Consider the following 13,100-nt stretch of genomic DNA (forward strand, 5'->3'; position numbering starts at 1 on the left):
CTTCCGGGGCGGGAGGAAACCCATGCGCCTAATCGAAGTGTTGAAAAATTCCCGTGCCCATTTGTTTGCGGTTGCGCTGCTCCTCATGCCGACGGCGGTTTTGGCTGGCATGACAATAAGCTCGGCGACGGTAAATGGCGGCGTAACGACCACGGTTGTGCCGGGTGCGACGATTGCCGCGACACTTCAAGTGGCGCTCGCTGGCAACGGCGACAAATGGGGTTCTGTCTCCTGGGTAATTGGCAGCTCGCCGGCAGTCTGCGACTCATCAGTGGATTTTGACGGTCCTGGAACCTATAGCCACACCTTCGATATGGTGGCGCCGGCGACGGCGGGGACTTATGACGTCAGATTCATCGCCTACAAGAATGGAAACTGTTCGGGAAATACTAATGACTCGCGGAGCCTGCCATCAGGGGTTATCGTTTCTCCCGCACCGGCTGCTTGTGCTCAACCAGCGAATACCCCCAGCGGATTGACGCTGACTTGCCAGTGCGACAGCTTTGGTCGCAGCGCGCTGAACCCTTCGCCAATTTTTACCAGTAGCAACTGGACCGTGTCGACCAGCGACAGCACGGGCGTCGTTCCTTACATCAATCCGTCCACCGGCTTCCTGCGCTTGACCGAAAAAACCGGCAACAACGCCAAGGCTGCGACTGCTCCCGGATTCTTTCCGGCTGCCGGCAATTACATTTCAGTCGAATTCAAGCACTACGCCTACAACGGCAGTGGCGCTGACGGTATCGCCGTGACGCTTTCCGACTACTCGGTGCCGGCGGTTCCCGGCGGTTTTGGTGGTTCGCTCGGCTACGCCCAGAGAAGCGGAATCAGTGGCTTTGCCGGCGGCTGGATTGGTGTGGCGATTGACGAATTCGGAAATTATTCCAATCCCACCGAGGGGCGGGTCGGTGGCATCGGATTGGTTCAGGACGGGGTTGCTGTTCGTGGATCGGGTTCGGGCACCAGCGGCTATCCTTATCTCAGCGGCACCCCAAGTTTCATCTCGCCAAGAGTCGACAATGCCGGTTCGACCTCGCCCGCCTATGGCCACTACTATCAGATCATTGTCGATGCCCGGAATACGGTTGCCGGCCAAACCTGGGTGGCGGTCAATCGCGACACGAGCGGAACGGGCGGCAGTTATGCCCCGCTGGTTGCCTCTTTCGATGCCTATGCGGCGGCGGCCAATGCGGGCTACACCCAGGCGGTCGTGCCGGCCAACTGGCAGTTGTCATTCACCGGCTCGACCGGCGGCTCGACCAATATTCACGAACTCGACGAGGTGAGGATCTGTGCCCAGTATTACGTGCCGCCGGATGGCGGTGTGGCGGGTGGGTTCAGTGCCATTGACGATGCCTATTCCAGCACTGTGCAGAATTTCCTCTCGGGCCATATCTACACCAAGCTGGTCGCTACGGCATTCAAGCTCAAGGTGGCTGCGCTTGCCAACAGCCAGATCCAGACGACATACGCGGCCAGCGGTACGAAAAACGTCACTATCAAGCTGGTAGACAATAGCGATGGGCAGTGCGGCACCGATGCGACTCGCGCAACGGCATGTGCCACAACGGCGTGTAACGGCAAGCCGGCGGTGGCTGGCGGCAGCCAGACGCTGGCATTCTCTTCCACCGACAAGGGGGTCAAGACAACCGGCAATTTCACGCTGAATTCGGCTTATCCCAATCTGGTGGCCGTGATGACCGAAGGTGCGGTGACCGCATGTTCGGTCGATACATTCGCCGTCCGGCCAAGCAAATTCATGAGTGTCAGTTCGTCGGCAACGAATGCGGCCCTGACCGGGACGCCAAAATTCAAAGCCGGTACCGACAGCTTTACCCTCTCCGCCACGGCCAACGCAGGTGGCTACACCGGAACACCGAAAATCAATGCCGCGGCGATGGCGGCGAGTGGCGTGGGCTGGACGGTCGGCGCCTTAATGCCAACGACCTTCCCGAATGCGATATCCGGCGCCTCGACATCGGTCGCCACCGGCTATTTCAAGTATGGCGAAGTCGGCAATTTCCGTTTTCTGGGCTTTGACCCGGCGACCAATGTCGCCTCGGCACGCGGGATCTATGACGACGACTGGGTGACGGTCGACAGCGTAGCGACCAAGAACGATTGCGTGGCGAACAGCTATGCCAATACCAAGGATGGCAGCGGCAAATACGGCTGCCTCTTCGGCTTGCAGGACACCGGAGCTTCGGGGCCGAACTCCGACCTCTTCGGGCGCTTCGTGCCGGATCGCTTCGTCTATCTCGGTGGCGGCCTAACGCCTTTTTGCAGTAGTGCCTCGCCGTTCACCTACATGGGGCAGCCAGGTCTGGGCGTGGCTTATCGCCTTCAGGCCGTCAACGGGGGAGGGGTAGTGACCACCAACTATTCGCAGGCACTTGGCTATCCGGTCGCCAACCCGGTGCTGGTTGCCGAAGATCAGGCCGCCACCAACCAGGGCTGCGATCTGGCCAGCCGGATAAGCGGGGTACCGGCCGGTCAATGGTCGGCTGGTGTCTACGCGGTCAATGACGCCAATGCCAATAACGTGCCGGATACCGCCAGCGCGACCTTCTCGCGGCCCACGACACCCGTGGCGCTGACGTCGGCCACTTGTGCGGCCAACCGGGCGAGTGCCGGCGGACCGTTCTGGTTGCTCGACATCGGGGTTTCGATGAGCGACAGCGATGCCGGTGCTGCGTTGATCGCACCGGACATGGATGCCGCAACCGGTGGGACATGCTCAACCTGTACGGCACGAAAAATTGGCGCCACCGGATTTGCCTACGGTCGCCTATGGCTCAATAACGCCTATGGTTCCGAAATGCTGCCGCTGCCGCTGCCGGTGCATGCGCAGTACTGGGGGGCTTCAGGATGGCAAAAAAACACGGCGGATAGTTGTACGGCGCTGACCCAGCCAACGCGGCAGGATACGGGAAATGGTGGTTTGAAGTTTTATGCCCCACCCGATATGCCGAGAAATGCCTTGGCGCCTGGCGAGGTGGTATCCCAGATGGGCGGCTCGACCAGTGCCAGTGTGACGCTACTCGCCGGCGATGCGCGGCTGCTGTTACGTAGCCCGGGTTCCGCCACCCAAGGTCCAGGGAACGGAAATTTCGGTTATCTGGATGTAATCGGCAGCAAGTTGTTTCCATCCGCCTGGTTACCATCCTCTGGAAATGCCCGCGCCTGCTTCGGCGCATGCGGCCCGCGCTCGCCCGTGATCTATTTGCGGGAAAGCTACTAGTTTTAAGAAAAAACCATTGAAAAATAATGTGTTACTGGATATCCTTGCGAAAAAACATGAGGTACAGGGGCGATGTGGCCGAAGTTTGCGGCGAAATATGACGAGGGGTGGTTGGCAGTCGTCCGTCAGGGGGATCGCCTGGATCTTGCCCATGTCATTCGCGCCGTCGGCAAGTCCCCGGAAATCCGGCTCTGCGACTCGTTCCGGATCGAGAAGGACGAGGCCGATGCCTTGTCCCGACTGGCTCAGAGCCGCAGTCTGAAACGCTATCGTTGTGCCAGCTTGCTCGACGAGCGCGATTACCGTATCGTGCAGGTCGAGGCGCCCAACGTGCCGGCTGCGGAGCGCCTGCAGGCGACGCGCTGGCGCCTCAAGGATCAACTCGATTTCGCGGCCGAGAGCGCCGCCCTGGCCGTTGCCGAGATACCGACCGAAGGCAACCGGCAGGCCAATGTTTTTGCGGTGGCCGCGCCGGCCGAGGTGATCGGCGAGCGCATGGCGCTTTTTCAGGAAGCCAAGGTGCCCCTGGAGGCGATCGACATTCCCGAAATGGCGGTGCGCAACGTGGCGGCCCTGTTCGAGGAAGAGAATCGCGGCCTGGCCTTCCTGGCGCTAAGCGAAGGCAATGGTCTGCTGACCATCACCTATCGCGGCGAGCTCTACCTGTCGCGGCGCATCGAACTCTCCTCGGCGGTGCTGGCCGGGGCCGACGATGAAAAGCGCGGCCAGTTGCTGGAGCGCCTGGCGCTGGAACTGCAACGCACGCTGGATAATTTCGATCGCCAGTACGGCTTTATTTCGGTATCCCGCCTGCTGGTCGCTTCCGATCACGATTGTGTCGGAATGGTTGCGGCGCTGGCCGGCAATCTCTATCTGCCGGTACAGGCGGTCGATCTCGCCCCGGTGCTCGATTTCACGGCGTTGCCCGAACTGCGCTCGCTCGAACGCCAGGGGCAAAGCCTGCTGGCGATCGGTGCCGCCTTGAGGACGGCGCCATGAGCAGGAAGCAGGGGCCCCGCGCAGCGGGGATGCGACCGCCCGCGAATGTCGCCCACCGCCGACCCACAGTGGCCAGGAGACCGATGGCCGGCAAGGAAGCGGCGCCATGAGCCAGCAGATCAACCTGTTGCTCCCCGAGCTGCGCCCGCGTTTCGACTGGCTGGGCTTGCCGGTCGTCGCCTCGGCGGCGCTTGCCGGCCTGCTGCTGGTCGCCGCTCTTGGGTCTTACGCGGTCTGGCAGGCCAACCGCCTGCAGGCGCGGGATGGCGAGCTGGGCAGCCGCTTGCTCGCCTTGCAAGGCCAGGTCCAGGCCCAGGCCAAGGCCCTCGCAGGTCGCCAGGGCGACCCCGCGCTGCCCGGAGAAATCGCGGCGACCCGTCTGGCGGTCAGTCAGCGGCGGGAGGTGATGGCGGTGATCGAGCAGGGAGCCACCGGCGACGCGCCGGGTTACACCGCGCTTTTGCAGGGTTTCTCGCGCCAAGTCGCCGCCGGCGTCTGGCTGGTCGGCTTTTCCTTTGCCGGCAAGGATGTCGAAATTCGTGGCCGACTGACCGATCCGGGCCTGTTGCCGCCCTACATCAGCCGACTCAACGACGAGCCGGCCTTTGCCGGCCGGCGTTTTGCCCGGCTCGACATGAAGGGGGTCGATCCGGCCGCCGATGTGCGCGATGGCGCCCCGGCCACGGCCAAACCCCAGGTGCCCGGCCGCTATACCGAATTTGCCCTGCGTTCCGAGCAGCTACCGGCCGGCGAGGGGCGCCCATGAGTGCTCCACTCCCGGGTTGGGCTAAGCTGAAGGAGCGTTATGGCGCGCTGCAGCCCCGCGAACGCGGCCTGGTGGCGGCCGCCCTGATCCTCGGGCCGCTGCTGATCGGCTATTCCCTGGTCGTCGACCCGCGAACGGCCGCGATTCGCCGCCTGGAGCAGAGCATCGTTCGCCAGAGTGCTTCGGTCAGCGAGATGGAGGCCCAGATTGCCACCTTGCAGCAGCAGTTGCAGATCGATCCGGATGCCGGCCGCAAGGCGGAACTGACGGCACTGATCGCCGAGCGCGACGGGCTGGATGGGCAGTTGAAACAATTCGGCAGTGCCCTGGTCCGTCCGGAGCAGATGAATGCCCTGCTCGAAGGTTTGCTGAACCGGCATGCCGGTCTGCGCCTGCTCAGCCTGAAAACGCTGGCGCCGCAGAGCATCCTGGGTCAGAAGCCTGCCGAAGGCGACAAGAAGCCGGTCGAACGCAGTTTCGATCTTTACCGGCATGGTGTCGAAATCCGCCTCGAAGGCCGCTATGGTGACCTGCAGGCCTATCTCGAGCAGCTCGAAAAGCTGCCGCAACGCCTGCTCTGGGGCAGCTTGAGCTATCGGGTGGTCGACCACCCGCGGGCTGAAATGACCCTCACAGTCTATACCTTGAGCCCGGAGCGGACATGGCTGGCCTTGTGAGACTGTTCGTGGTCGCCGCATTAGCCCTGGCGGCGCCGACTTTCGCCGAGGCCGATGATCCGACGCGGCCGCCGGCCGCCTGGTCAGCCCCGGCCGATGACGGTTCGTCCGCGGCGAACGATGCCGGCGGCCTGCGCTTGCAGTCGGTCAAGTTGCCGCAGCGCGGCAAGGCGGTCGCCGTCATCGGCGGCAAGACCGTGGTGGTCGGCGAGCGCATCGGCGATGCGACGCTGATCCGGCTCAGCGAGCGCGAGGCCGTGTTACAGGGGGCGGATGGGGTGACCCATCTTTACCTGACGCCGGATGTGGAAAAACAGATGATCGTTACGCCCAAATCCCGCAAGGCAGGGAAAACCGGGCAAATGAAGGATGTGCCATGAGCAAGATGTGGATCGCTGCCTTGTCGGGGCTCGCGCTGGCTGGCTGCAGCAACCAGTACGCCCAGCGGGGCGAGGCTTTCGACCGCATAGACCAGCAACTCGCCGCGGCGTCGGCCAGCAAGGCGAAACCGGCGTCGGCCGATATCGTCGGCCAGGCCATGGTGCCTCCGCTGCAACTGGAACAGCCGGTCGCGCCCAAGGCGGAAGCGCGCTTCAACCTGGCGGTGAATAACGCACCGGCAACCCAGGTCCTGACCGCACTGGTCTCCGGCACCCCGTACAGCATGGTCTTTCCGCCAGAACTGTCGGGGACGGTCAGCCTCAACCTGAAGAACATCACGGTGCGCGAGGCGCTCGACACCTTGCGCGACGTCTATGGCTACGACTACCGCGTTCAGGGCAATCGCATCTACGTCCAACCGAATACCATCCAGACGCGGATTTTCAAGATCAACTACCTGGCCAACCGCCGCCAGGGCAGCAGCGACATGCGGGTGACCGGCAGTTCGCCTTCGACCTCAGGTCCGACGACGAGCGGCAGTTCGGCCACCGGGCAGGCGGTGAACAACCCGGCTGGCGGCCCGGGGGGCAACCAGGGACAGCGTGCGAATGACAGCGCCCGTGTCCAGACCACCTCGGACTACGATTTCTGGAAGGATCTCGGGGCCGCGCTGAAAACCATCATCGGCGATGCCGATGGGCGCAACGTCATCGTCAACCCGGCTTCCGGTGTTGTGCTGATCAAGGCCATGCCGGGCGATCTGCGCTCGGTCGAGGAATATCTGAAGGCGACGCAACTGGTGGTCGAGCGTCAGGTCATGCTGGAAGCCAAGATCCTCGAGGTTTCGCTCAATGACTCGTTCCAGACCGGTATCAACTGGAGCAAGTTCGGTGGCCTGACCAATCACTTCGGCCTGGGGATCGTCGCCCCCGGCGCCAACCTGAGCGTCACCGGCAATCTGGTCGGCAGTGCGGTCGGTATTCCTTCCTCCACCGGTTCGACCACCACCGGATTCGCCCCGAATGCGGCCGGTACCCTGGTGACCAGTGGCGGCCGGGGATTCTTCGGACTCGCTTTCCAGTCCAGCAATTTCGCCGCACTGCTTTCCTTCCTCGAAGGCCAGGGCGATGTGCAGGTGCTGTCCAGCCCGCGCATCGCGACGACCAATAACCAGAAGGCCGTGCTCAAGGTCGGGACCGACGATTACTTCGTTACCGGCATCAGCACCAACACGACGACCAGCGCCTCGGGCAACGTCGTGACCCCGAACATCACGCTGCAGCCCTTCTTCTCCGGCATCGCCCTCGACGTGACGCCGCAGATCGACGAGGGCGGCAACATCATTTTGCATGTCCATCCCTCGGTCAGTGTCGTCGAGGAAAAGACCAAGAACGTCAATCTTGGCGACCTCGGCACCTTCACGCTGCCGCTCGCCTCGAGCAGCATCAACGAGACCGACAGTATCGTCCGCGTCCAGGACGGCAGCATCGTCGCCATCGGCGGCCTGATGAGCCAGGAGCAGTCGACCAGCCGTAACGGTCTGCCCGGGATCAGCGGCGTGCCCGGACTGGGCCTGTTGTTCGGCCAGAAATCCGGAGCCAATCGCAAGCGCGAACTGGTGATCCTGATGCGCTCGACGATCATCCACGGCGACGAATCCTGGCGCGAAGCGGCGGCTGAAAGCCAGAGCCGCCTGCAAGGGCTCGATCCGCGCAGCCAGCGCAGCGTCGGCTGGCAATAGCCAGCGGCGCAGGGAAAGGGGCACGCCGTTTGTATCTCGACCATTTCGGCCTGAGCGAACTGCCGTTCGGCATTACCCCAGATACCAGCTTCACGGTCATCACGCGCAGCCATCAGGAGGCGCTCAATACGCTGCTCGTCGCCTTGGGCAGCGGCGAAGGTTTTATCAAGATCACCGGCGAGGTCGGCACCGGCAAGACCCTGCTTTGCCGCCGTCTGCTGCAGGCGCTGCCGACGGGCAGCGTTTCGGCCTACCTGCCCAATCCCTATCTCGCGCCGCGCACGCTGCAACTGGCGCTGGCCGAGGAGCTCGGCCTCGCGGTCAGCGGCGACAGCGACGACTATCACCTGCTACAAAGCATCAACCGGGCGCTCATGGAACACGCCGCAGCCGGCCGCCAGGTCGTCGTCTGCATCGACGAGGCGCAGGCCATGCCGTTGGAGACGCTGGAGTCGCTGCGCCTCCTCTCCAACCTCGAGACCGAGAAGCGCAAGCTGCTGCAGATCATCCTGTTCGGCCAGCCGGAACTCGACCGCAAACTGGCCGAGCCTTCGGTGCGCCAATTGCTGCAACGCATCGCCTTCCATTACCGGCTGCACGGCCTTGATCGCCAGGAGGTGGCCAACTATCTGGCGCACCGGCTGCGCGTCGCCGGCTACCGCGGCGAGGGCGTCTTCGGGCCGCGCGCCGTGCGCAGCCTGCACCGGGCCAGCCGCGGCACACCGCGCCTGCTCAATATCCTCGCCCACAAGGCGCTGCTTGCGGTGTATGGCGAGGGCCGACACAGCGTCCGTCTCGGCCATGTCCGGCAGGCGGCGGCCGATACCGAAGGTGCCGATCGGCCGGGGTGGTGGTGAGATGAGCCTGATCAACGACATGCTGCGCAATCTCGAGGCCAAACGTCCCGACGATCTGGCCAGGCAGAACCTGCAAAGCGAAATCCGTTCGCTGCCGCCGGCCGCCACGCCGCGCCTGCGCCTGGGGCCAGTGCTCGCGCTGAGCAGCCTGCTGGCGCTCGCTCTCGGTGGCGCGGTGCTGCACCTCGATAGTCAACTGTTGCCGCTGCTCGGCATTGTCGAAACGCCGCCGCCAGCGGTCGCCGCGGTGCCGGCCCCGGTGGTGCTGCAACCTGCTGTTCCAGTCTTGACGCCGACCCCACCCGAGCTCCAGCCGGCCCCGGTCGCCGACGATCTGAAGCTGGCTCAGGGCTTGAGCGTACTGCCGATGCCGGCCGCGCCGGTGCTACCGGTGCCCGACCCAGTGGCGCCGCCGCGTGAGGTAAAACCGGAGGCGCCGCCGGCGAAGAGCGAAACGGCAGCAATCAAGGTGGCCGCGACTACTTACGCCGGGCCGGTCTCGATCGAGAAAAGCCCGGTCCTGGCGACGCCGCGCGACCGTGCCGATGCCGAATATCGCAAGGCGGAAACCACTCAGGCGACCGGGCGCAGCGGCGAGGCGACGGAAGCTCTGCGCGCCGCGCTGAAACATGACGCCGGCCATGTCCCGGCGCGCCAGGCCTTGCTTCGGCAGTTGCTCGACCAGCGCCGGTTCGAGGAGGCGATGAGCATGCTCCAGGAAGGCCTCGACCTGCAACCGATGCAGACCGGCTGGGCGATGTCTCTGGCCCGCCTGCAACTGGAACGCGGCGATGTGACGGCGGCCGACCGCACGCTGGGCCGCTCGCAGGACTATGGCGAAACTAATGCCGACTATGCTGCTTTCCAGGGCCATCTGAAGACCAGGCTCGGGGCGCATCGGCTGGCGGTCGCCCACTACCAGCGCGCCGCCCGCCTGTCGCCCGGCGAAGGGCGTTGGTGGCTGGGCCTCGGTCTGGCCCAGGAGGCCGATGGCAAGGCCGCCGAGAGCAAGGAGGCGCTGCGCCGGGCGCTGGCGAGCGCGACCCTGTCCGGCGAACTGACGGCGGTAGCCGAGCAGCATCTGCGCTAAGCAACGCTGACCAAATGCCCCGGCGCTTGCCGCCTTGCCGTACTGCTCGTGCTATCTTCGGCGACGTCATATCAGCACTCGCTGTTTTTGACCAAGGTTCAAGACGGCGCCGGGAAAATCCCGACAATGGGCCAGTCTTTCAGGAGCTTATCGTGCGTATCTGGATCTTGCCTTTCCTCGCTTTCCTGTTTTTGTTGAACCCGGCCCGGGCCCAGACCGGGGCTGGCGAACTGCCCATCCACCAACTGGCGCGCGAGGGCAGCGGGGCCGAGATCAGTAGTCTGCTCAAGGCCGATCCGGCGGCGCGCGACCAGCGCACCGCCCTCGGTTCGACGCCGCTGCATCTCGCCGCGATGAACCCGGATCGCAGCGCGATGGCCGCGCTGCTGGCCGCCGGGGCCGATCCCAATGCCCGTGACGGCGAGGGTTCGACGCCGATCCACATGGCGGCCTACGCCAGTCGGGCCGCGCATGCCCGCCAACTGCTCGAGGCCGGGGCCGATCCGCTGCTCAAGAACAACCAGGGACGCGATGCGACGGCGATGGCGCGCAAGGTCAAGGCCGACGAGGCGGCCGGCGTCATTTCGCTGTGGCTGCTCAAGGGCTGCAAGGCTGGCAAGCCATGCTGAAACGCCTAGCCCTGCTGGCGCTGTTGCTGACCACCTTTCACGCCGGCGCCGAGGAAAGCCTGCCGCCGCTCACGCTCTACACGCCGACCGTCTGCCTGGCCTGCATCGATTACGCCGAACATCTGCGCGCCGCCGGCTTTACCGTGACCGTCACGGCGACTGACAACATGGCGGCGGTCAAACGCCGCCTGAAAGTACCGAAACATCTGGCCGCCGAGCCGAGCGCGATGGTCGCCGGCTATTTCGTCGAGGGCCACGTGCCGGCCGACGACATCAAGGAGTTGCTGCGCGAGAAGCGCAAGGCACGCGGCTTGGCCGTACCCGGCCTGCCGCTCGGGGCCCCGGGCCGCGAATATTCCAATCCGACCTGTGATACCGCCTGCACTGTGCTCGATGGCGACACCGGTACGGGCCGGGTGCGCCGCGAACTCTATGAGACGCTGCTCGTCAAGCCGGACGGCGACACCTCGATCTACGCCCGGCACTAGTGCCAGCCTTCGCTTTTGTGGCATTAATGCCAGCCTTTGAATTTGTGGCATCGGGCGGTGTCAGAGCAGCGCCGCCGGGCCGAACAGCTCTTCGTGGCGGGCGTTGAGCCAGGCATCGTCCTCACCCTGCGGATTGTTTTCCCGGGTCTGGCTCATGCTTTGGACTAGGACCCCGTCGCCGCGCACCCGGTAGCGGGTGTCGATGCGGGTGAACTGGGCTGGCGCCAGGTTCAGGTAGGCGAAGCAGGTGCTTTCCGGCAGTGCCGGTTCCGGTGCCTTGCCATCCAGTCGGCCGAGAATCTCGGTGGCGGCGATCTGCCCCATGCGGCTGGCCAGTTGTCCGGTTTTCGGATAGTGGCCGAACAGCGGCGACACTGCGCCGACGCTGTCGCCGATCACGAAAATCCGCTCGTCGCCGGCCAGGCCAAAATGCCGCGGATCGACCGCCGCCCAGGTGCTGTCCCGGCCGCTCAGTCCGGCCTGGCGGCAGAGCGGGGCGGCCGTCTGTGGCGGCATGATGATGGCGTCCGCGAAGCGGATCTCGTCGATGTCCAGCGTCGCGACCCGGCGGTAGGGGTCGAGTTGGCGCAGCCGGGTGTTGGGCAGGTAGGTGACCTGGTCGCGGAAGAATTCGCCGAACACCCGCTGATAGCCGGGCCATGGCGCATTCGGCTCGACCAGTGTGAGATGGGCCTTGAGACCGCGCGACTTGATGCTCTGGGCGATGATCATCGCCCGTTCATAGGGCGCTGGCGGGCAACGGTAGGGGGCGAACGGGATGGTCATCAGGAACTCGCCGCCGGCGAATTCGCCGAGTTTGCGTTGCAGCGTCGCCAGCTCGCTGCCGGCGGTATAGGCGCTCGGGAAAAGCTGGCGGGTCTCGCGGGCCGCTGCCTGGTCGCCATCGAACAGTGCCGCATCGTCTTCGCCGATGCCGGCCGAGACGACCAGCCAGTCGTAGGGGAAAGATCCGGCCGTGGTGATGACCTGGCGCTGTGCGCGCTCGATGGCGAGGACCTCGGCCTGCACGAAGTGGTAGTCGAGGGCCGCGGCGGCTGCCCGATAGTCCTGGTGCAGGCGGCGCCCGTCGTCGAGGCCGGCCAGCCAGCGGTTGCCCAGCGCCTGCGACACGAAGGCCGCCTGGCGCTCGACAAGCAGCACCTCGCAGCGTTTGGCCAGGTGCCTGGCGGCGGCCAGTCCGCCCCAGCCGCCGCCGATGACGATGGCCCGCGGGCGAGCCGGGGTGGCGCGGATGGCCGGCGCACAGAGCGTGCATCCGGTGGCGAGCAGGAACTGGCGGCGGGTGAGCGACATGGGCCTAGCTTAGAGCCTCGCGCCCGGACCGGAAATGATCGAAAGCAATTTATCCGGCCGGAAATTCGGCTTGAGAGCACCTTTCGCCTGCCGGCAAGGCCCCGTGGCTGTAGCCGGCCGCGCTTTCCGGGGTTATCCTTGACGGGCTGTCTGTTGTCCAATCCGGGGCCGCGAATCTCATCCGGCCAATCGTCGCCCGTCGAACCCTAGCGAACCATGAATCCACAAGATAATTCCGTCGTCTTCGGCACTGAAGACATTCTGCGCAGTCTGTGCAATTCGGTGACCAAGGTATTGAGCATCGCCACCCACAGCCAGATTCGCTATTCCGGCATGGTTCAGCGCATCACCAAGACCTGCCTGAAACCGGACATCGGCTGTTTCGTGCTCTTCGACGGCGGCTTCTCCGGGCTCGTCGTCACCAACTTCTCGGCCCAGGCAGCCATGGAACTCTACGAGAGCTACATGCTGAACATGGGCATGGCGAAGAGCGAACTGGCCGGCTCACATACCTCGGACGAGGTCAGCAACGTGATGGGCGAACTGATGAACCAGATCGTCGGCGACTTTACCAGCAAGGTGGCGCGCGAACTGCAGACCCATATCACCCAGAACCAGCCCAAGATGCTGGCGCTGAACAAGCAGGTCATGCTCAGCGTGGACACCAATCTCGACCAGCCCGAATCGCGCCGGGTGACCTTCTTCACCGGCCGCAACAATATTTTCTATCTCGAGCTGGCGATCGACCGCACCGAGTTTATCAAGCTCAACGATTTCGAAACCAGCGAAGTCACCGATCCCGACGAGTTGATCGCCCAGGCCAATGCGGCGCCGGCCGTTGCCTCAACCCAGCCGGAAAGCGCCAGCGAGCAGGACGAATTCCTGCGTTCCCTCGGCATGTAAGCCTGGCTGGAAAG

Annotated in this window: 12 protein-coding genes; 11 read left to right on the plus strand and 1 reads right to left on the minus strand. The window is 64.4% G+C overall.

The genetic code is table 11. From position 1 onward, the window contains the following. Positions 1-22: 22 nt before the first annotated feature. The 10 genes from NQE15_RS08530 to NQE15_RS08575 all read left to right on the plus strand — a co-directional run bounded on the left by NQE15_RS08530 (position 23) and on the right by NQE15_RS08575 (position 10,869). On the plus strand, positions 23-3,241 hold the full coding sequence (locus NQE15_RS08530; RefSeq protein WP_265948445.1) for a DUF6701 domain-containing protein: 3,219 nt from the start codon (positions 23-25) through the stop codon (positions 3,239-3,241). A 111-nt stretch (positions 3,242-3,352) separates the two neighbouring features. Beyond that, positions 3,353-4,240, plus strand: a complete 888-nt coding sequence (locus NQE15_RS08535) for a hypothetical protein (protein ID WP_265948447.1) — start codon at positions 3,353-3,355, stop codon at positions 4,238-4,240. Positions 4,241-4,346: 106 nt separating this feature from the next. Further along, positions 4,347-5,006: a hypothetical protein gene (locus NQE15_RS08540; RefSeq protein ID WP_265948449.1), complete on the plus strand. Its 660-nt coding sequence runs from the start codon at positions 4,347-4,349 to the stop codon at positions 5,004-5,006. Continuing rightward, a complete protein-coding gene (gene gspM, locus NQE15_RS08545) occupies positions 5,003-5,683 on the plus strand; it encodes a type II secretion system protein GspM (protein ID WP_265948451.1) in 681 nt (226 codons plus the stop codon). The genes NQE15_RS08540 and gspM overlap by 4 nt, the downstream gene beginning before the upstream one ends. Beyond that, positions 5,668-6,063 (plus strand): hypothetical protein, encoded by a 396-nt coding sequence (locus tag NQE15_RS08550; RefSeq protein WP_265948454.1) that lies wholly within the window; start codon positions 5,668-5,670, stop codon positions 6,061-6,063. Before gspM ends, NQE15_RS08550 begins: the two co-directional genes overlap by 16 nt. Next, entirely contained in the window at positions 6,060-7,805 is a 1,746-nt protein-coding gene (mshL, locus tag NQE15_RS08555; protein ID WP_265948457.1) for a pilus (MSHA type) biogenesis protein MshL, read from the plus strand. Before NQE15_RS08550 ends, mshL begins: the two co-directional genes overlap by 4 nt. Before the next feature lie 29 nt (positions 7,806-7,834). Then, complete coding sequence (locus NQE15_RS08560) at positions 7,835-8,662, plus strand: ExeA family protein (RefSeq protein WP_265948459.1); 828 nt, start codon at positions 7,835-7,837, stop codon at positions 8,660-8,662. Position 8,663: 1 nt separating this feature from the next. Beyond that, a complete protein-coding gene (locus tag NQE15_RS08565; RefSeq protein ID WP_265948461.1) occupies positions 8,664-9,752 on the plus strand; it encodes a tetratricopeptide repeat protein in 1,089 nt (362 codons plus the stop codon). Positions 9,753-9,904: 152 nt separating this feature from the next. After that, positions 9,905-10,381 carry an ankyrin repeat domain-containing protein gene (locus NQE15_RS08570; protein WP_265948463.1) on the plus strand — a complete coding sequence of 159 codons (477 nt, stop codon included), beginning with the start codon at positions 9,905-9,907 and terminating at the stop codon, positions 10,379-10,381. Continuing rightward, positions 10,375-10,869, plus strand: coding sequence for a DUF411 domain-containing protein (locus NQE15_RS08575; protein ID WP_265948465.1), 495 nt, complete (start codon positions 10,375-10,377; stop codon positions 10,867-10,869). The genes NQE15_RS08570 and NQE15_RS08575 overlap by 7 nt, the downstream gene beginning before the upstream one ends. Before the next feature lie 60 nt (positions 10,870-10,929). On the opposite strand, the gene NQE15_RS08580 is transcribed toward NQE15_RS08575, so the two are convergent. Further along, positions 10,930-12,183, minus strand: coding sequence for an FAD-dependent oxidoreductase (locus tag NQE15_RS08580; RefSeq protein ID WP_265948467.1), 1,254 nt, complete (start codon positions 12,181-12,183; stop codon positions 10,930-10,932). 216 nt (positions 12,184-12,399) lie between these two features. Between NQE15_RS08580 and NQE15_RS08585 the strand changes: the two genes are divergently transcribed. Continuing rightward, entirely contained in the window at positions 12,400-13,086 is a 687-nt protein-coding gene (locus tag NQE15_RS08585) for a DUF3334 family protein (RefSeq protein WP_265948470.1), read from the plus strand. The last annotated feature ends 14 nt before the right edge of the window (positions 13,087-13,100 follow it).

Source organism: Dechloromonas sp. A34 (genome assembly GCF_026261605.1).
Taxonomy (GTDB): Bacteria; Pseudomonadota; Gammaproteobacteria; order Burkholderiales; family Rhodocyclaceae; genus Azonexus.